This is a genomic window from Thalassotalea euphylliae (assembly GCF_003390335.1).
Classification (GTDB): Bacteria; Pseudomonadota; Gammaproteobacteria; order Enterobacterales; family Alteromonadaceae; genus Thalassotalea_F; species Thalassotalea_F euphylliae_B.
Genome location: NZ_QUOU01000001.1, coordinates 4,025,836 through 4,045,217, shown reverse-complemented (window position 1 = coordinate 4,045,217; position 19,382 = coordinate 4,025,836). Strand labels below are relative to the sequence as shown.

General features: G+C 43.4%; 14 protein-coding genes and 1 pseudogene. 6 read left to right on the top strand and 9 right to left on the bottom strand.

Translation table 11 applies throughout. The features are described from left to right. Positions 1 to 72 precede the first annotated feature (72 nt). Entirely contained in the window at positions 73 to 285 is a 213-nt protein-coding gene (locus DXX93_RS17615) for a helix-turn-helix domain-containing protein (RefSeq protein WP_116009254.1), read from the top strand. Beyond that, entirely contained in the window at positions 282 to 1,148 is an 867-nt protein-coding gene (locus tag DXX93_RS17610; RefSeq protein ID WP_181902256.1) for a hypothetical protein, read from the top strand. Before DXX93_RS17615 ends, DXX93_RS17610 begins: the two co-directional genes overlap by 4 nt. A gap of 20 nt (positions 1,149 to 1,168) precedes the next feature. On the opposite strand, the gene DXX93_RS17605 is transcribed toward DXX93_RS17610, so the two are convergent. Next, complete coding sequence (locus tag DXX93_RS17605) at positions 1,169 to 2,623, bottom strand: Eco57I restriction-modification methylase domain-containing protein (protein ID WP_181902255.1); 1,455 nt, start codon at positions 2,621 to 2,623, stop codon at positions 1,169 to 1,171. A gap of 413 nt (positions 2,624 to 3,036) precedes the next feature. Between DXX93_RS17605 and DXX93_RS17600 the strand changes: the two genes are divergently transcribed. Further along, positions 3,037 to 5,586, top strand: a complete 2,550-nt coding sequence (locus tag DXX93_RS17600) for a TonB-dependent receptor plug domain-containing protein (RefSeq protein WP_116009251.1) — start codon at positions 3,037 to 3,039, stop codon at positions 5,584 to 5,586. 119 nt (positions 5,587 to 5,705) lie between these two features. Here DXX93_RS17600 and DXX93_RS17595 read toward each other — a convergent pair whose 3' ends face one another. The 3 genes from DXX93_RS17595 to DXX93_RS17585 all read right to left on the bottom strand — a co-directional run bounded on the left by DXX93_RS17595 (position 5,706) and on the right by DXX93_RS17585 (position 8,532). Beyond that, entirely contained in the window at positions 5,706 to 6,419 is a 714-nt protein-coding gene (locus DXX93_RS17595; RefSeq protein WP_181902254.1) for a substrate-binding periplasmic protein, read from the bottom strand. 189 nt (positions 6,420 to 6,608) lie between these two features. Further along, positions 6,609 to 7,847: a sensor histidine kinase gene (locus tag DXX93_RS17590; protein WP_116009249.1), complete on the bottom strand. Its 1,239-nt coding sequence runs from the start codon at positions 7,845 to 7,847 to the stop codon at positions 6,609 to 6,611. Beyond that, positions 7,840 to 8,532, bottom strand: coding sequence for a response regulator transcription factor (locus DXX93_RS17585; RefSeq protein WP_116009248.1), 693 nt, complete (start codon positions 8,530 to 8,532; stop codon positions 7,840 to 7,842). The genes DXX93_RS17590 and DXX93_RS17585 overlap by 8 nt, the downstream gene beginning before the upstream one ends. Before the next feature lie 269 nt (positions 8,533 to 8,801). On the opposite strand from DXX93_RS17585, the gene DXX93_RS17580 reads away from it, so the two are divergent. Further along, complete coding sequence (locus DXX93_RS17580) at positions 8,802 to 9,464, top strand: hypothetical protein (RefSeq protein WP_116009247.1); 663 nt, start codon at positions 8,802 to 8,804, stop codon at positions 9,462 to 9,464. 180 nt (positions 9,465 to 9,644) lie between these two features. Then, on the top strand, positions 9,645 to 10,835 hold the full coding sequence (locus DXX93_RS17575; RefSeq protein WP_116009246.1) for a serine hydrolase domain-containing protein: 1,191 nt from the start codon (positions 9,645 to 9,647) through the stop codon (positions 10,833 to 10,835). Positions 10,836 to 10,997: 162 nt separating this feature from the next. On the opposite strand, the gene DXX93_RS17570 is transcribed toward DXX93_RS17575, so the two are convergent. Both DXX93_RS17570 and DXX93_RS17565 read right to left on the bottom strand, forming a co-directional pair. Continuing rightward, the gene (locus DXX93_RS17570; RefSeq protein ID WP_116009245.1) at positions 10,998 to 11,930 is read right to left on the bottom strand and encodes a GAF domain-containing protein; all 933 of its coding nucleotides are present in this window, start codon (positions 11,928 to 11,930) and stop codon (positions 10,998 to 11,000) included. A gap of 541 nt (positions 11,931 to 12,471) precedes the next feature. Then, positions 12,472 to 13,503, bottom strand: a pseudogene (locus DXX93_RS17565) (IS630 family transposase). Between the two features lie 248 nt (positions 13,504 to 13,751). Here DXX93_RS17565 and DXX93_RS17560 point away from each other — a divergent pair. Continuing rightward, entirely contained in the window at positions 13,752 to 14,381 is a 630-nt protein-coding gene (locus DXX93_RS17560) for a hypothetical protein (RefSeq protein ID WP_116009244.1), read from the top strand. Positions 14,382 to 14,567: 186 nt separating this feature from the next. On the opposite strand, the gene DXX93_RS17555 is transcribed toward DXX93_RS17560, so the two are convergent. From DXX93_RS17555 to DXX93_RS17545, 3 genes are read right to left on the bottom strand one after another with little or no spacing between them, the layout of a single operon-like run. Beyond that, a complete protein-coding gene (locus DXX93_RS17555; protein ID WP_116009243.1) occupies positions 14,568 to 16,601 on the bottom strand; it encodes a TonB-dependent receptor in 2,034 nt (677 codons plus the stop codon). Between the two features lie 2 nt (positions 16,602 to 16,603). Continuing rightward, a complete protein-coding gene (locus DXX93_RS17550; protein WP_116009242.1) occupies positions 16,604 to 17,956 on the bottom strand; it encodes a DUF3526 domain-containing protein in 1,353 nt (450 codons plus the stop codon). Next, entirely contained in the window at positions 17,956 to 19,380 is a 1,425-nt protein-coding gene (locus tag DXX93_RS17545; RefSeq protein ID WP_116009241.1) for an ABC transporter permease, read from the bottom strand. The genes DXX93_RS17550 and DXX93_RS17545 overlap by 1 nt, the downstream gene beginning before the upstream one ends. Between the last annotated feature and the right edge of the window lie 2 nt (positions 19,381 to 19,382).

Sequence of the window (19,382 nt, the reverse complement as noted above, 5' to 3'; positions counted from 1 at the left end):
CAGTTTAAATTTTGCTTCTGTGGTACTTATAGTCCGTAGACTTATAATCATCATAATTATTTAATTGGCGATATGCAAAAAAACAATTATCAAGTTCAGTTTGGTATATCTGTTCGCAAACATAGAAATGCTAAAAACCTGACTCAAGAAGAACTCGCTAATCTGGCTGAGCTAGATCGGACATATATTGGCAGCGTAGAGCGAGGGGAGCGAAATGTGGGGCTAGTTAATATCCACAAAATAGCTAATGCGTTGAAAGTGGAAGTAAAGGAGCTATTTTGTTGAATTACTTACAGTTAAAAGTAGAAATATTTGAATATTTTGAGATGTGTTTACAAGAACCTACTCGAAAAATAACATCAAGCTTAGTGGATAGAAGAAAGCAATCGAGCATGATGAATCAAGCCATTGAACAGGTTAAAAGTAATTTAGCTGATGGTTTGTTACAGAAATACCCCAATTTAGATCGCTCAAAACTATTTATGCTGCTTCAATATTGCTATTCGGTCGTTAGCTTTGAGTATAGAAATATAGTTTGGCCGTACGAATTTATGGCATTTTCACGCCGAAATGGTGAGCTGTGGGAGCGTTTTTGTAAAGCTGCTTGGGATCATTCTCAATTACCCAATCTATACAGGATAGAGGCGCCTAACTTTTCAGAAGTTAGAAATAACTTTAGAAATGGAATTATAAACTACACTCATGGAAACCAATTTCAAGACAAAATCGTTGCTGATATAGATAGTATTTTCGAATTGGTTGGTGAAATAAATATGAAAGAGGATGAAATGTTCAACCTCAATAATACTAACCATATTATTGACTTTAAAAGTGGCTTTGGCTCAAACGAGAAAGGAAATACTTTAAGGCTACTTGCTGTAGGAAAAGCTTATAAGCATTGGGATTCAAACGTTGAGCTACTATTCCTTGTCAGGCAAAATGAAAATAATCATTACCTAGAAAAGATCAGGGAAAGTAACCTTTGGCAGGTTCATTGTGGCAATGATGCCTATATGAAAATAGATGAACTGACACATGCTGGAATATGTGAAGTGCGACAACAAGCCGTGGATTTTAAAAGTGACTTGTCGCCTAATTTCTGGAACTATCTAGTTAAGAATAATTTACATCATTATCTAGACTGGTAATTGACATTGCGCATCTGTCTTTACAAGACAGATGCAATAAACTCTTCTCTCATCTTTTTAGTCTCATACCAACCCGTTTCTCTAGCTTGATTGACTATTTTAGAGGCTTGGTCTAATTCTTTATCGGAAAGCGCAGGAACTTTAATTTTCTTGAGATAATTTGCTGAATTATTGGCGCCAGGAGCAATTAAAGACTTTTGTTTAGTTGCAAAAGGATCATTGAGGTAAATCAGAAGGAAGTCATGGTATACATCTGAGAACACGCCAACAACGCCTTGGTCGAAGATACTATCCTTCATTTCAGAAGCTGACAGTCGACCCGAAGTTACCATGGGAATAGCGAGCCCCGTCCTAAAATAAAAGTCTCTATTTTGTAATCTGGCTTTTTTGTCGTTGTCGTAAAAGGCTATCGCGTCAATATCCCAGCGGATACAGCTGTTAGCCGATTCAAATACTTTTCTGTGACCACCTCTAACGAAAGGAACATAGGCTACATTCTTATCAATCCCAGTTTTTCTTTGCCTATCCGATGGATGAATTGTCACATCATCCCAATTTACAGGGTGCCCATTAACTCTTTTAGGTGGCTTATTTACATCATATCCGCAAAACATCTGATTATTGCCAGTGTAAATACCTGTTCGACATTCGGCGATCTCTCCTAAAGAGACGGTTTCTCGCGAAAACTTAATCTGCTCTGAACGAGTTGGACTAATCCAAGCATCTTGAGCGTTATTAATTAAGTATTCACCTGTAACAAGCTTTTTCTCATGCGCTAAAAGATCCAGTAAAGGCTGGTCTGATGAAACCGCATCAACCCAAACTACCTCAGACTCTCTCGTTGTTGCCGCTCTATTACCTGCAATGATACACATATTGCCGTACCCAAAATTCACCGAACCAAATCGCTTACTCTTAAATTGAAATACATGCGTTGGCTTTGCCTCAGCTATGATAAAGTCCCTCATATAGCGCAGATGCGTGCTCGTCATAAAAGTGTCAGGGATAATAAATACATACCTTCCATCTTTTTTTAATTGCTGAATGGCAAAATAAAAAAACAGTGCATAAGACTCTTTTGCATAGGTATTGGGAAATGATTTTTTGATTAATTTACGATAATCCTTTGTAAACTTTAAACCATAGGGAGGATTACAGATTGTTGAATCATAAGCTAATTCGGGCAGTAAATTGTTTCTATTATCAGGTCGAACAAAGTAATCAATATAATCAAGGTGGTAGTAATTACAGTTGTTTACTGTCAGGTGATTTTTGAAATGTGATTCATCAATGTCAATCGCATCTATCTGACTAGGAGTACCGAGCAAGTTTTTTATGAAGGCGCCCTCTCCAAAACAAGGCTCTAAAATAGTTTGCTCACTAACATCCCCCAACAGATGAATCATTGTATTTCGAAGATCTTCTGCGTCAGTGAAATAGCCTTGGAAAGATTTATCAGTAAGATGTTGATTCATAAAATATAACTTAAGTATGATACTTTTAGTCGTCATTTTATGCTTTCTGCTACTTAATTACAATTCTAAGCACAGTAGCTGCTTTAGCAGAAACATGCGATTGACATTGCTTTGTGGACCTAATGATGCAATCCATAACGTCATCAACGGGGAGGGTGTTTTCTACCTTTTTCTTCTTTTCCGCCTATCCTTGTCCTCTGCGCAGCAATTACTTTTAACGTTCACGAAACAATTCGTAATTTATTAGTCCATCTGGTTCTAAATACCTGTGGTCAACCAATGTTAAAATATATCCATTGCTTGACGGCTACTTCTTGTGTCTTCTACAACTGCTGATCAAGCGCAGTTTTATTAATAGCGTTAACTAGCGCGTTAGCGTTTCACAATGTCCCAGACTTTTTCTAGGTAGTGTTATGACTTATTTTAAGCCTTCTTTGGTTGCTGTGGCTTTGGCAGCCGCAGGTGCTGTGAGCAGCATCGCGACAAATGTTGCTGTAGCTGAAACAGCAAATGAACAAGAAATTGAAAAAATTAGTATTATTGGTTCGCGCCGTCTAGGTCGCAGTATCGAAGATAGCCCAGTGCCAATTGATATTCTTGATGCTGATACCTTGGCAGGCACCGGGTTAACTGAAACCAACCAATTATTAAATAGCTTATTGCCAAGCTTTAACTTCCCACAACCGTCGTTGACTGACGGCACAGATCATGTGCGTCCGGCGCAACTTCGCGGTTTAGCACCAGATCACACGTTAGTATTAATCAACGGTAAGCGCCGTCATACCAGTGCACTGTTAAACCTCGGTGGCTCAGCAGGTCGTGGTTCATCTGCGGTTGATCTTAACGCAATTCCAGTCAATGCGATTGAGCGCATTGAAGTTTTGCGTGATGGCGCGGCCGCACAATATGGCTCTGACGCCATTGCTGGTGTAATTAATATTGTATTGAAGAAAGCACCAAGCGGTGGTGAAGTGTCAGTAACTTACGGCGGCAATGTCACTGAAATGGAAGGCGTACCTGATTTAGAGGGCGTAAGCGTTGGCGAAGACGGTAACTTAGCGTTTCAAACGGGGGGCGATCGCGATGTTACAGATGGCCAAACGTTAACATTACGTGCTAATTCAGGCTTTGCATTAGGTGAAGACGGTTTCGTTAATGTCTCGTTGGAATACCGCGACCGTAACACGGCTAATCGTGCAGACTTTGACCCACGTGAGAACTACGACCGACAAGCGGACGGCAGCCTAGATCCAAGAGAATTGACCATTAATCGCTACAACCATACTTTTGGTAACGGTGAAGTAGAAGATATCGCGCTTTTTGTTAATGCGGGCTACTACTTAAACGAAGATACTGAACTTTACGCATTTGGCTCATACAGCGGCCGTGAAGGTGAAAGTGGTGGTTTTTATCGCCGCGCCAAAGACAGCCGTAACGTACTAGCTATCTACCCTGACGGTTTTGCACCATTAATTACTTCTGAAATTAATGACTACTCGTTAGCCGCTGGCGTTAAAGGGGATTTGCTAGAGGAGTGGAACTATGATGTTTCTGCCGTTTATGGTCGTGATCAGTTCCAATTTGGCGTTGAAAATAGCTTAAACACGTCGTTTGGCCCCAATAGCCCAACAGATTTTGACGCAGGCACATTAATTTACGATCAACTGACTTTGAACGCAGACTTTAGCCGAGTATTTGACTCAGCATGGTTTGAAAATGGTTTGAACGTAGCGTTTGGTGTTGAATATCGTCACGAAAGTTATGAAATTGAAGCCGGTGAGCCAGCTTCATACGCACGCGGTGAATTTGGCCGTGGTGGTGCGGTACGCACCTCAGATAGCGATGCTTTTGGCGCAGCAGGTTCACAAGTGTTTGTTGGTTTTAGCCCAGTATCAGCGGTTGACAACAGTCGCCATAACGTCAGTGTATACCTAGATTTAGAAACAGATATTACTGATTTCTGGAACTTTACAGTGGCAGGTCGTTATGAAGATTACTCTGACTTTGGCTCAACGTTAAACGGGAAAATTGCCAATCGCTTTAGCCTAAGCGATGAACTAGCGTTGCGTTTGTCGGCATCAACGGGCTTTAGAGCGCCATCACTACAGCAACAGTTCTTCACTAACATTCAAACTACCTTTGTGGACTCTGTGCCAGTGGAAACGGGGACTTTTGCACCGGGCAGTGATGTCGCGCAAGCCTTGGGCTCACCTGGCCTGGATGCTGAAGAATCAGTGAGTATTGCTGGTGGTATTACTTGGACACCTGTACCAGCGTTCAGCTTATCTGTTGATGCTTACCGCATCGATATTGACGATCGCATTGTGTTATCAAACAACCTGTCTGGTCCGGGTATCGAAAGCTTGTTGGCGGGCACTGGGGCTACTCGCGCGCGCTTTTTCCTAAATGCCATTGATAGCCGCACAGAAGGCGTTGATGTGGTTGCCACTTATTCGTTGGATCTTGCTGACTATGGTAACGTGTTATTTAATGCAGGCTACAATTACAACGATAATGAAGTCACCAACATTATTGAGCCACCAGCTGCGCTGCAAGGCGCGGGCGTAGAGCAGGACAACTTGTTCTCGGGCACTGAAATTTTGCGTTTTGAAGTCGGCTCACCAAAGAACAAGCTTAACTTGAGCGCGACTTGGAACTTTGAAGATGTGAAAGCCACCTTGCGAACAACGCGTTACGGCGAAACACAAGATCCATCGACGAATCCAGCGCGCAATGAAGTTATTCCGACCGAATGGGTGACTGATATTGACGTTGTCTACCAGTTAACTGACGGTTTATCACTGAGCATTGGCGCAAATAACGTATTTGACCAATACCCAGATGCCAGCCGTAACTTAATTGACGACGTGACGACCTTCACTCGTATTTTTGCTTATTCATCATTTGCACCATACGGTTTCACTGGTCGATTTGTCTACGGTAAAGTGAGCTACACTTTCTAGCATTAGTCGCTAATAGCCACTTGGTCAGTTAGCAAAAGCCCGAGCACTGCTGCAGTGTTCGGGCTTTTTTAGTATGAAATAGGGCTAGCGGAATTAAGCGTTGTTTCCTGGGGAATTTATCAATTTTTACTTTGGTAATGTTGCTGGCGAATTTGAATAAACTTGCCTTCGTTTTTTGCTTGCTGAATTATCTGCTCCAACTGAGCTTTGTATTTAAAGAGTCGAGATTTTTTCGATATGACAAAATGCGACAAGCGCTTTTTTCGCCCCGGTTGCCAAACGGAAGAGACGATTGCATCGCTCGCTCCCATCTCATTTATCACCAAATTGGCACTGGAAAACGTGTGAAAGAAGCCATCAATTCTCTTGCGTTTAAGCATCAATACTTTTTGCTCTAGCGAATTGACCTCTACCGTGTTGGCGAGTTCTCTATTGCCGACAAACTGCGGCAGGTGCGAACCGTGACTCACGCCAATAAGTGCTGAACGCAACTGCTCTTGGTTTGAAATGCGATGTTTTTCGCTTGCGCGAACAAATAAGTTCTCATCAATTTGGCTGTATGAGGGCATTAACGCAATGAGTTCGGGATTGTCACGCTTGGCGAGCACAATAATGTCAATGTCGCCTTTTTCCAATTCCTTGATGCGCCTTGCCAGTGGTATCGGCTTTATCTTGAGTGCCACATTGAGTTCTTTGGCGAGAAACCTTAGGTATTTAGCATGTAAGCCATTTGGAAATTCAGGTGATACTGAAGCGATAATGGTTTCTTGTGCCGCCAGCTTCACCGGGCACACAAGCAAGAGCAAGGCTAATAAATAGCAAATAATCCGCAACTGAAATTTCTCCTTAATACATCAGCCAACAAAGGTAAGTCTGGGTTTTATAAAGATAGTATAACCTAGCTTACTATTCCTGATAAAAATCAACTAGTCAGACTAAAAGTCTAGTGAATACAAAAGTGCAAGGTGTTCAAGTCATCGTTATGCGATGAAGACGTTCAGTGTTAAATTTGCAGCCTAATATCAGCTTGCAGCCCAACTTAATCTCACACAGTAATGAGCTTGAACAGGTGTTATCGCCATCGTCCAGCCCATTTCCTCAACGATTCGCTTGGTCAGATATTGGCCATGGCCTAGGCCGTCATAATTAACATCGATGTTGTTTGGGCGCAGTGGATTTTTGAATATAAGTTGATGATCCTCGCATACTATGGTCATTGACTGTTCACCGCTATGGTAGAAAGCGTTATTGATCAAGTTTTGAAACAATAAGGTTATCAAATATGGGTTGCCTATTGCTGCGACATTTGGCGGGACCTCAAGCGCTACATCAAAGCGAGTATTGGGGTGGGAATAAAGAATATTAAGCACAGTTTTTTCCAGAATAGGAAGTAATTTGTGTTCGCTGAACTGCAAATTTTCTTGGCGTGCTAGTGCCAGTAATACTTCGACAGTTTGCTCTAGCTCTCGTGCTGCATTGTTAATAGTTTCAGTGGCTTGTGTTGTTAATAGCTGTTCATTGTGCAAAGCCAGTGTATTTTTAATTAGCGTGATTGGCGTTCTTAGTTCATGGCTGACATCGCGCGTAAAGTTTTGTTCGCGTATCAGGAGCATTTGAATCTTGCTGTACGAATGCTCCAGTGCGTTAGCAAGCTCGCCAATTTCGTCGTTGCGCAACAAACCGGAAAATTTTTGTTTTGGGGCGTTGTCATGCGCTTTAACTTGATAATCTTTGCTAAGTGCCAGCGCACTGCTGCGCTCAACATCGGCCGTTAGTTGATTAATAGGCTTGGACAACCACTTCGCAAGATACCAAGAACTCAGTAAACTGAGCAACATAACGCCTATCGAGATGCTGTATAGGAAAACACTTTTAAATGCCGTTAGTTGTTGGTTTGCCAATAGTTTATTGGTGTTCATCACTAGGGTATAACGACCATTGTCACGATTAAAGCGGTGAAAGATGAAGTGTTGATTATTGGTGGTAAACTCGCCATGCGATTGGTGACTTATTTTTTCATTAAATTCTGCTGGTAAGCCGTCATTGGAGCCGTAAAGCTTGATGTAGTTGGCGAGTTTTACTTCGTGTAGATTCGTCACTTGGGGGTGAGTGAGTTCGGCTTGCACACTGAGCAGCAAAGCTTGATAGGCATTAGTTTCTGCGGTGCTAATAAACAAGGTTGAAAGGCGAATAAACAGCAGACACACGAGCAAAGATAATCCCGCAAGTGCTAAAAATAATCGGGTTTGCAGTTTAAACATCTAAATCCTTTAATTGATAGCCGATATTGCTAATGGTATGTAAAATCGGTTTATCGACACTGCTTTCTAATGACTTACGTAGCGCGTATATGTGAGATTTTAAGGCATTACTTTGTGGTGGTTCATCGCCCCAGATATGCATACTTAGCTCTGAGCGACTCACTGGGTAAGGATATTCTTTGAGTAATTTATGCAAAATAGTAAAGCCAACTTTTGTTAATTTTATCGGTTGCTTGCCCCATTTTGCCTCAAACGCGCGAATATTCAGGTGCAGTTGACCTTGCGCTACGATAGTATTTTCATGCAGTTTAGGGCGGCGAGCCATTGCTTCACAACGCAGTGCCAGCTCGCGAAAGTCAAAGGGTTTTGTCAGGTAATCATCGGCTCCTCGGCCAAATCCTCTTGCTTTGTCTTCAAAGGCATCACGCGCCGTTAACATTAAAATGGGTGGGTTGTGGTTGCTGTTTGCTTTGATTTGCTCGCACACCTCAAGACCGTCAATGTCGGGTAAATTGAGATCCAATATGACAACATCAAAATACTCGCTCAGTGCCAAATCAATACCTTGTCGACCCGTGGCAGCAAAATCTACTTGCCACCCGTGGTTTTCAAGAAAGCTGGTGATTTGGGTTGCGATGGTATGATTGTCTTCTATTAAAAGAAGCTTGATGGCCTTTTTTATCATCTAGCGTTTGCCTGCTATTGCTCGTCCATTAACATTAGTGATCTATTTTTAGCATGAATTAGGTGATTTCAGGGTGAAATCTCACTTTTATTTTTGCGTTGAATTGCTTTTGCTGGCGTTCTCTGTGCTGTTGCTAGGTATCAAACCCAAACAGGGGCTTTCACAGCACTTAACCTGAAAAACGCCATACCCTCTAACAATACACTTTAGTTGAGCTTATACCGACATTTTCATAGCATAGCTATTAATTGCAAATTTCAGGGACGATCATGAACACTCATTCGTTACTTGCCGCTATCAGTGCTGTCATCTGTGGAAGTGTTTTCCTATTTGGCTACTGGTCTATTCGTCTTCTCTACCCTGATTTTTGGTCTGACATCAGTGTTCGTGTATACGTTGTTCAAACCCATAGCATGCTGATTCAAATGTGGTATTTTGTCGTTTGGATTTTATTTGGCGCCGCGTTATTGGTGTTCAATTATGGTGTGCTGCGCACTGCTCGTCATCGCCATGGCGTCGTTGAGGGGATCATTACACTGGCGAGTTTTGTGTCTGCTTGTTATTTATTTTCGATTGGCTTAATTGAAATACTCTCCGCCCAGTCATTATTGAGCACTGGTTACTGGCTAGGGGAAGATCCCAATGCCAGTTATCAAGCGCTCTATATTTTGTTAACGAGAATAAGGGGCAGCATTGAATTCTCAAGTGACATTTGGTTTTTGTTGATTAACCTTTGGCTGCTCGCTCACCGTCAACTTAGCCACTGGCTACCCATATTGGGTGTGGCCACCACGTTGTTCGGCTTTCTGCTTTTAACACCCACTTTTGCGCCTTACGCCGTTGTTTATGTGTGTGCAAAAGGTGGTTGGTATTTCGTGATGGCTGGCTGGTTGCTTGGCAAAAGTCAGCGGGTGATCGCCTCACCCAATTAAGCTTATTTAACCATTCACGCATTGAGCTTTTACATTGCAATGTATCATTATTGCGATCTCTTCACCTCAATTTGACCTCATACCATTTAATTTACTCCCCAGCCGCTAGTGGTTCACTCGGGGCAACTAGCAAATTCGTTTTATATTTATTGGTAAACAGGGAGAATCGTTTTGAAACATATGCAAAAAGTATTGGCAATAACAATTGCAATGGGCACTGGCCTGTTATCGGCGTGCGGCTCGAGTAGTGACAATAAAGTGCAAACACCGCAGCCTCAACCTCAACCAACGCAACCTCAGCCACAACCATCAGAGCCAGCACAAAAAGATTATCAAACGATGATCGATAATGTCGTCGGTGACGATGTACCAGGCTTGATCCTGCGTGTTGATGGCAAAAATACAGACTTCTTGGGGGCGGCTGGTTTATCAGATATCGACAGCCAAGCGCCAATGCAGGTTTATCATCAAATGCCCGCAGGTAGCGCAGGCAAAAAAGCAACGGCATTGCTGGTAGCTATGCTACATGAAGCAAGCTTGCTTGATATTGATGGGCTGATCTCAACTTGGTTACCAGACAATATTCTCAACAACATTCCATACAGCGACACTATTACTTTGCGCCAGTTACTTAATCACACCGCAGGCGTTTATGATTACCTTGATGAGGAAACCTCAAGTGATTGGTTTACGGCGGGCATAGCTTCCATAGGTGAGTTGAAATCTGATATCGACGCGCTTGAGTTTGTTTACGGGAAGCCAGCGTACTTTGCGCCCGGTGAGGGGGTTAAGTACTCAAATTCGGGCTACATATTGGCTGGATTGGTCATGGATCAAGTCTTGGGCGAACACCATCATCGCGCGCTACGCGAGTGGGTGCTTGAGCCACTCGGGCTGATTGACACGTATTACAGCGGCTTTGAGAACGAATTAGGCTCATCTATTCCGGGCTATATTTGGGAAGACGGCACGCGTGTAAACACTAAACCTTTTTATGAAAGTGTCGGCGTGGCAGATGCGCCACTCGTCACAACCGTATCCGATTTAACCGCCTTGCTACGCGCGATCCTTACCGACAAAACAGTGGTCACCGAGGAAATGCGCGACTTACTCATTGGCGAAGACAACATAGTGGCTACGGATTTTGGTTTTGACTTTGGGCTGGGGCTTTTCAAAGAAGAAACGGATGCGGGGATTATTTATCATCATGGTGGCGATGAAGCTGGCTACAAAACATCAAATGCTTATGTGGTTAATGCCGATGTCGCGGTGACGTTATTTGCCAATTGCAATGGTGATACCGCCTGCATTGATAAGACGGACTCTTTGTTTAACCAAATTTTGGTTAAAGTGATTAAAGATAGTCAATAATGCCAATTAACATAAATGCTTATCCATGCCTGATAGCGAGTTTAGTCACGTATTTAATTGGTGTTTTTCAATAAGAATATATTAGGAGTGAGCTAGCGATTAGCACAGTACATAGCGTGCTGTGCTCGCTTTTTTATCGACTTTCTCGGTACATATAAGCCGCTATTTTCGATTAGCGTTGCGATAGTGCGCCATAAAGGCCTTGAATATAATTTCTTCGATGGGCGAGCTTCCATCATCTTCTGCTAAGCCAGCAATAACCTGAATATCCGTGATGTTAGCTGCCGTGAGTTGTTGATTAATAAGCGCGTTAATTTCATTGGCCTTTGATTCGATTGACGTTATTGTTGTGTTTGAAAAAAATCCCACAAATCCAGAATCTTCATATCTTGCAAATGCGTCAGAATGTGTCGAGTTTTTTGTGATCGCATCCACTACAATAGCTAATATTTGGCGATACCTTGCTTGGTCCCTTTCTTTAACACCTGCTAGCCCCTTTATGTACAAATAGGCGAAGGATAAAGGTATCGCTGCATTGCGACAGATTGATTTTCCGAGATTGGCAATTTGATGAAACCCCGCTTGGCTCAGCAATTTTGTTTCTTGGCAGTAGTCGTCACTGTGACGTGTCGCTAGTTCCAATTCGATTACGGCCGCAACTTGCTTGAGTTGTAATTGCGATTTGCTCTCGAATGAACGTGATTTATTACCAAGTAAATACAAGGCGCCAATTTTTTTGCCATCTGGCGATTTTATTGGTTGAGCAACATAAAATCGAATGTTCGGAAAGTCATTTACCAGTGGGCTATTGATAAAACGTTGATCGGCAAGTGTGTCAGGTACGACACAGACATTGTCCTGTGAAAAATCATCATCAAATAAGTGATTGTCGCTTAATATTTGTGTAATACCTTGTCCAACATTAGACGTGACCCATTTTTCGTCTTTATCAAACAGCGAAAATACAACAATCGGAATGCTAAATAGTTTAGAGACATATCGAGTCAGTCGATCGTACTTTTCTTGAGGTGAACTAGTTGGCAGGTTGAGCCGCTGTAACGACTTAATGCGATTTTCTTCGTTTGCAGGGTTCATTTTGTAGGAGTCATGAAGGTAATGAGTTAAACCAATCCATCGATAAGTTGAGCTTTTACTCAATTTTATGTGAATTGGGTGGTTATGCAATATCCAAGGAGGTTTTTAACCTTTTTTATAACAAAAGGTTTTCTTGGTTAACGTTTTGGTGTTGCAATTGTTACATAGGTAACGGGTTTGTAATGGCGCTAACTTGAGGGCACGTAAAGTTTAATCACTACTTTATGCAATAAGACGAGCTAAAGCCTGTGCCGCCATTTTAGAGCCCCCAGGTTGGCAAAAATCAACTGAGTGACTTGCCAGCGGCCGTTGCTGCTGCAATTTATCGAGCGGATTGATTGGCTGCCCTAATGTGTCGTTAAACACGACTGTAATACCAGTGCTTTCTTCGCCATACTGACTTTTCTGTACTGGCGTTGAGGTAGCCCGCGTGGCAGAAAAATATGACTCATTTGTTTGAGTAAATAAGCTAAAACGTCGCAGGCCATTTTTTGAGCACTCATTAAATTCATCGCATGAGTAATACCAATTTCATTAAGTATTAAGTCACTTTAATCCAATCTCTCGAGCACATTTGTTTCACTCTGCTAGGAGTTGATATAAATGTGTTCCATGCTTTTGATACTTGCTCGACAATATCGTCATAACCTTTAAATGTTCGATTTGATAAACAGTGCTGGCGTATCCAACTCCATACCTGTTCAATTGGATTGAGCTCTGGAGAATAGGGTGGGAGCTTGATAAGAGTAACGTTGTCAAATGGCCGGAAGTATCAACAGTGTGCCACCCGGCACCATCGACAATAACAACTGCATGCCTGCCAGGCGCTGTCGCCTTGGATATTTGTTCCATATGTAATGTCATGGCTTCTTTGTTAACGCACGGTGTTATTAAAGCTTCAGTCTTTCCATTGCTTGGGCAAACTGCCCCAAATAAGTACCCATATTCATACTGTTGCTGTTTCACCACTCTAGGTCGAGTGCCGCATTCAGCCCAAACTCGCGTTGTTTGATTCTGCTGCCCAAATCTTGCTTCATCTTGAAACCAAATATCCATGTCTTCAGGCATGACATTAAATGGGGTGTTCACGATCGTTGACAGGCGAAACTTTTTTAAAAACTTCTTGAGCCTCTGCTGATTGCTTGGGGTGTTTGGAACGAGTTGTTATCCAGCTTAGCTCAAGACTGTGCAATAACCGATAAACATTGCCTATCTGATAGTTCACATTAAAGTTGTTGCTAATGTAGGTTTGAATATCAGCAGCAATCAGTCGCCCCCCATCACTGGACTGTGCGTGTTTTAAAACGAACGCTTTTAATTCAAGCTGTTGATGTAAAGTTAAATTGGCTGGGCGACCTGAAATAGGCTTGCTGTCTAAGCCAGTTAACCCTTTTTCCAAATAACTAGATACCCATTTATTCACGCTACTTCTAGCTGTATTTAGCCTTCGAGCGATATTGGCTCTATTTTCGCCTTCAAAAAATAATGACACTGCCAATAAGCGTATACGCTTTCGTGCATTTGACTCTTTTCTTGAGAGGGCTAAAAGCTGTTTTGATGTTTTTAAGTTCAAGGCGGTTAATGAAGATTATGATAACAACCCTTATTAGATCAGATATTTAATTAAAATGGTATAAACTAATTACCGACATTAACACTTGCCAATATTGGCATGGTTTGTCTTTAACTAATTCCGTTTTTTGATTAATGGCGCTGAAATTGCTTACTTCGCAATTAGTAACAGCATAAGTGACACAAAACCAACGCTGTACTCCTCATACTTATTTATTCGTGTAGCACAACCAAGGAAGTCTCCTATTAATGTCAATTGTTTTACACTCCCCGAAAAATAGTCACTCGCTATTTGCTCCAAACACGGTCAAAAACACCACTAAAAATCTGGAAGAGGTAAGTGCGCCATCGGTAACGCCGCCATCAGAAAAACAAGCCACTAAGTCGCTCACAAGCGAACGATATTCACGTTATATCTCAAATATAAAACCGGAAGAGGTTAAGGCTAAATATGAAGAAATTCGACACAAGGCAAAAGAATCTCTAGAGGCGGCAAACCTTACCAATAAAGTGCTTAAACCTTTTGACTATCTAGAGGCGACAATCGACGAAATAGAAAATGCGCCAATTGAAGTTAAGATTGATCGCGATGAGGTTAATACCGCAATTCTCTACAACAGCCTTGGGATCAGTTTTCTCGATGTTAAGCGTGTCGAAGTTCGTATGGAGATTCTTCAACTAGCAAAAGACGACGTGACAAAGAGTGCTGAAAGCGGCCTGATACGTAAAGATCAAGCGGATCAGCTAAATCAGAAAATAGCAGAGCAAATGGCTAGGCTGATGGAAGAAAAAGAAAACTTAATGGCTGGAAAAGCGCGTGACCAAAGCGCTGATGAGTTTTTAAACCAGGTTACCAAACAACGTACATTGAATTTATAAACCTACTGGTAACAAGCCAGAAATGGCTTACCCTATTAGTTTGCATAAATAGCTCACATGAATGGTTCACATAGAGGCTAGCTAACGCGGCAAGCTTTGCCTCAATATAACGAAATTTAACGCAACGTTGCGGCTGAGGCTTGCCTATTTAATTTCTCTCTTAGCTACAGCTAAAGCTACACCAGCTTAGAACGAGTAACGAATAGACAGCGAGTAGTTTCTGCCATCAGCTGGCGAGTGAATCGTCGCTGTGCCGTCGCTGCTAAAGTCGAATACGTATTCGTAATACTCATCGAATAAGTTGTTGGCATTTAAGCTCACTAAACCCCAGTCAAATTCGTAATCAATGCTCGCGTTGGTAATGGTGTAGTCACCAAACTGACCACCTAAGTTCGCTTCGTTAACGTAGTAGTCGCCTTGGCTGTCAACGTGGACACTGGCGGTAATTTGCTCGGTAATTTGGGCATCGATACCAATTGATGCGGTATATTCAGGAATACTGCGCAGTTCATTCCCTTGGGTAGCCGCGGCAGCGGTACTGGTTTTAACGATTTCCGTATCAACCGATGAGTAGTTTGCCCAAATATCGATGATATCGGTTGCTGCCCATGTGAGCGCTAGCTCCCAGCCTTTACGTTCGGTTTCTCCCACGTTTTGTGAAATGCCGTCAACCGAAATAAATTCGTCTTCGGCGTCTTGTTGCCACAGTGATAAGCGCACATCAGCTGTATCGCCAAGGCTGACTTTTGTGCCTAATTCGTAACCTTTGTTGGTGGAAACATCGCGAGCATTGGTGTCACCGCTGGTATAGAGCGAAGAACCAAACGGGTGCTGGAAAGATTCACCGTAGTTAAAGAATAAGGCAAAGTTGTCTGTAGCTTGATAGAAGACATTCAACTTAGGTTGAACAATCCAATCAAAATCGAAAATATCCCGTGGTGATTGTGTGCCATCGCTACTTGTTGCGGTGAAATCACCGTCTAACTTGTCAGCGCGCACGCCTGCGGTAATCGACAGCTGCTCGTTAACTTGGTGTTCAACAGAGGCATAAACGCCTGTGGTATCCAGCGTGTAGTCAAAGTCTCGCACAACATTATTGGTATCGCGCACGCGGCGTTGACCTATCGTGCCAAAACGCTGTTCAATCACATCTTCTTGCTGGTAAGAAAGCCCTGTTAACAAACTCCAATCGTCATTAAAGCTGTAAACCGTGTCGAGAATAAAACCTAACTGCTCTTGGTCGTCGTATCGATTGCCCAGCGAACCGCCTTCGCTAAAGCGCACCCAGCGCTCGCGCTCAAAGGTTTGGAAGTAAGCTTTCGCGCTAATATCGAGTTTGTCGATGCTGGTGTCTAAATGTAGGCTATTGTGGAAAACGGTCTTATCGCCGCCATCTTCGCTGGCATAGCTGGCTGATGAGCGTGGGCTGCGGCGAGATTCTTCTTTGGTTAAGTAACCCGGTGCGTCGGCATCAAAATGTGAATAACGTAAGATGTAGCCAATCGTGGTGTTGGCGTCTAGTTCATAGAACCAGCGACCAGAGCCAGCGTAGCGCTCTAGATCTGTGTTATCGCGATAGCCTTCACTTTCGCGGTAACCGAACGCATAGTTGTGGGTTAGCTTGCCCGATTCAATACCTGTGTAGCCTTGTAATTCTCGCGTGTCAAAACTACCCACTGTGGCATCGATAGTGGCAACGCCTGTGTCTTTACGGCTAAAGACATTGTAGTTACCGGCTAAGTTGTATAAACCGTAACGCACATCGCTGATGCCTTTGAACGCTTGAATCGAGTCAATGTTAAGTGAGAATAATTGATCTAACTCACCAAAACCGTTGTGTAAGTTTTGCGGAATACCGTCAATTAACAACTTAGCGTGCGGAGTAGTACCGTCACCATCAAAACCGCGTATTGATAAATCGGCGTTGATAGGTCCTTGGTTATAGCGTGAAATCGACACGCCCGGCAGCTTGGTAAAAAGCTCAACGTTGTCGTCAACGCGCAAGTAATCGAGCTGATCGCGACCGATAATTTCGTAACTACCGACAAGGTTCGCCGCTGGTGCTTCGGTGGATTTACCAATCACCATGACGCGTTCAATGCCTGCTAGGTCATCCTCGGCATTTACTGCTGATGCTGTAGTTGTTAATAGCGCTGCGGCTATGCAAAGTGCGAGCAATTTAGCATTAGGTTTAAAAGCAAAGTGTTGAGAGTTATTCATTGTTATTGTCCTTGTGTGCTGCTTACTTTATTGGTGTTTGCAGCTTCTGTATCTGTAACCTGAGTATTTTTAGCTTCTGTACTTTTAACTTGGGTAAATTGGGGCAGCTTGGTCATCACTTCCTGACTAAACGCTACCTTGTTAAATAGCAGTGGGTAGTAGAACTGGCGCAGCTTAGCGTGGTAGTCGCGCACGCGCTGTTCGTAAGCTAGCGAGGATGCAGTGTCTGTTTCGGCAATGTTCGACATCAATCGTTGGGTCAACATCGGCGGTGAAAAGAACGAGACTGTGTCTGCGAGCGTATCTTTGTGCTCAGTCGCTGCGCGATAGGCTTGTGAAAGTGCTGCCGCTTTTTGGTCGCCGACTTGTTGGAAGGCGTAATACCATTTCCATTCAAAGCGGCTTTCCATCTGAGTTTTATCAGCCCATTCTGGGTGTTCGGCAAGGAAAGGCTGCCAAGTTTCTTCAAAAGGAATGTCCCATGCGTTGTTCACCGCTTCGCGCTGGGTAAGTGATATTTCCCCGCCTGCTGGGCTTGCTACTAACTCGTCAATGGCGGCATCACTGCCAACAGGAATCAGCACAGTAAACACTAACCAAATCGCCAGTAGCATAGATGCAATACGCGCAGCACTTTGCTTAGCATTAAATTTCAAGCCAGTGACCACATACGTAAGTACTAGCCAAAACGCTAAATGAGCGATTACAACAAGCGCCATTAACAGTGTGTCGGCAAGCGCAGCTTGGGTAATGAATGCGCTCACTAAAAATGGTAGCAATACGGCTAGTGCCAGCCCTGTGGTTAACACTAAGGCGCGTGTCACCCAAAGGTGACGTTGGCTTTTTGCAGTAACGACAAGTAAGTCGTAACGACCTGCATTACGCTCGCTGGCGCGTAAGTCATGCAACAAGAGAATGACAAATAAGGGCAGTAAAACACTGACTAAAAAAGCGAAGTCAAAGCGTCCTAAAAACGAGAGTTCAGGGTTGTCGGCATCGGTCTCGTAAATTTGTCCTTCCAGCGCCAGCATGCGCACGCGGTGCTTCCACGGGAAAATATCTCGTTGCCCCATGGCGGCAAAGGCAAGTGGTGACGGCGATGAGTAGGTTAAATGGAAACTGTAATAGGCTGCGCCGCCGTAGTCTTTTTGCTTGGCGAGCATATTGGCGCGGTCTATTTGGTCTTTTTCCAACAAGCGCTCAATGGTTTGCGTTTGTGCTGTGGTTTCTTTTAACCCAGACCAAACGGCAAATACTGATAAGGCAAAAACGATAGTGAAAAACACCAAAACATAGCGTTGTTTCGCGATAAATGAGGCTTCGCGTAGGAAGCTATTAGAGCTTGTAAATGCCATTATTGCGCCATCCTTCTGATCGCTACTGCCAATAACAGGCAAACTAATACACACCATAAAATCAGCTGTAAGCCATAAGGCATACTTTGCGCTAGGCGGTTTGCAGTGCTTTCAGGCGCAAATTCAAAATCGGCCAGGACTTGCCAATTGCTCGCATCGACTACCGCTTTGTTTTCACCTTTGTAGCGATTGACATCGGTTTGATAATCCAGCTTATCGCGGTGGACGCGGTTAAGGGATTGCACAAAGTCGATACGCAGTGCTTCCGCTTCACGCAGGAATCTGTGATGGGTTTCCAAGCTTGTGCCTGCCATCATCATCGACAAAGAGCGAATGGCAACGGTTGGCGACAACCAACCAAACTGACGGGCAATTTGTGCTTGTTCCAGTTCTTCACTCATGCGTTGTTCGGCAAACTTATTTAATACCTTGGCTTGCTTTTGCTCTGAGTATTCCGCAACGACACCGCGAAAGTTAACGGGCAGTTTATCAATGCTATCGACTTGGTATTTAGCCAGTAAGTTGGTTTTGAGTTTTTCAAAGGCAGGATCGGCAGCGTTGTGACCGTCACCTAATTTGCGCATTTCCTCGAGTACGGCAAAATCAGCTTCTAGTTTACCCGGTGAAGGCACCAATGACGCGGCAGTAGAGCTACCAATACGCGGTACTAAAATTGCTAGCGCAACCCATACGACAATAAGGCTAGTAAAGCTGACACTGTTATTGTTCACCAATGCTGAGATGGCAACGACCAGCCCACTCCAAACCAACACGTAAAGCATGTAACCTAAGATAAAGCTCGTGGTAATAAGCCCTGATTCTTCATTGCCTAATAAACTGCTCGCAAGGATCAGCGGTAATAATAGCAACAAGCCACTGGTGGTCAGTGCCAGTAATTTACCCAGCAACAAGTGCCATTTATTCAACCCTTGGGTGATCATAATGTTGAGCGTGCCTGCTTCTTTTTCTCGGCTGACGCTGGCATAACCAATTAAAATAATAAACAGCGGCGCAAGCACTTGAATTAGAAAGCTTGGTGATAAGCTGCTAAATCGGGTTAAGCCACTCGATTGGCGTTGATCAGAAAACATTGCACTGTTCTGGCGGTGACCTTCAAGGAAAATCGACGTGCCTGTAAACGCGTCAACCCCAGGTTCGATAATGCTCAGTGGTGATGGCGTGCGAAATACGTAATGACCATAGTGCACCATACGATGTGGGTGGCGATCCGGTTGTTCAACAAAGCGCGTTTCTGCGGTGTGTTGCAAGTGTTCACGTTGATGGGCTTTGTGCTCAATTTCCAGTGAGTTAACAACAATGGCAGCAACGGTCAGCAATAAGCCAATCAGCATCACTGTGGTCGCGACTTTGGTTCGCCACCAGTAGCGCCACTCATCGAGCATAATTTGTTTAATTACTCTCATTA

What these genes read in the sequence shown, in the direction of transcription:
- DXX93_RS17585 (WP_116009248.1), bottom strand. Translation starts at nt 8,532, where the DNA reads ATGATAAAAAAGGCCATCAAGCTTCTTTTAATAGAAGACAATCATACC.
- DXX93_RS17560 (WP_116009244.1), top strand. Translation starts at nt 13,752, where the DNA reads ATGTCAATTGTTTTACACTCCCCGAAAAATAGTCACTCGCTATTTGCT.
- DXX93_RS17555 (WP_116009243.1), bottom strand. Translation starts at nt 16,601, where the DNA reads ATGAATAACTCTCAACACTTTGCTTTTAAACCTAATGCTAAATTGCTC.
- DXX93_RS17550 (WP_116009242.1), bottom strand. Translation starts at nt 17,956, where the DNA reads ATGGCATTTACAAGCTCTAATAGCTTCCTACGCGAAGCCTCATTTATC.
- DXX93_RS17590 (WP_116009249.1), bottom strand. Translation starts at nt 7,847, where the DNA reads ATGTTTAAACTGCAAACCCGATTATTTTTAGCACTTGCGGGATTATCT.
- DXX93_RS17605 (WP_181902255.1), bottom strand. Translation starts at nt 2,623, where the DNA reads ATGAATCAACATCTTACTGATAAATCTTTCCAAGGCTATTTCACTGAC.
- DXX93_RS17615 (WP_116009254.1), top strand. Translation starts at nt 73, where the DNA reads ATGCAAAAAAACAATTATCAAGTTCAGTTTGGTATATCTGTTCGCAAA.
- DXX93_RS17575 (WP_116009246.1), top strand. Translation starts at nt 9,645, where the DNA reads ATGCAAAAAGTATTGGCAATAACAATTGCAATGGGCACTGGCCTGTTA.
- DXX93_RS17580 (WP_116009247.1), top strand. Translation starts at nt 8,802, where the DNA reads ATGAACACTCATTCGTTACTTGCCGCTATCAGTGCTGTCATCTGTGGA.
- DXX93_RS17570 (WP_116009245.1), bottom strand. Translation starts at nt 11,930, where the DNA reads ATGAACCCTGCAAACGAAGAAAATCGCATTAAGTCGTTACAGCGGCTC.
- DXX93_RS17545 (WP_116009241.1), bottom strand. Translation starts at nt 19,380, where the DNA reads ATGAGAGTAATTAAACAAATTATGCTCGATGAGTGGCGCTACTGGTGG.
- DXX93_RS17600 (WP_116009251.1), top strand. Translation starts at nt 3,037, where the DNA reads ATGACTTATTTTAAGCCTTCTTTGGTTGCTGTGGCTTTGGCAGCCGCA.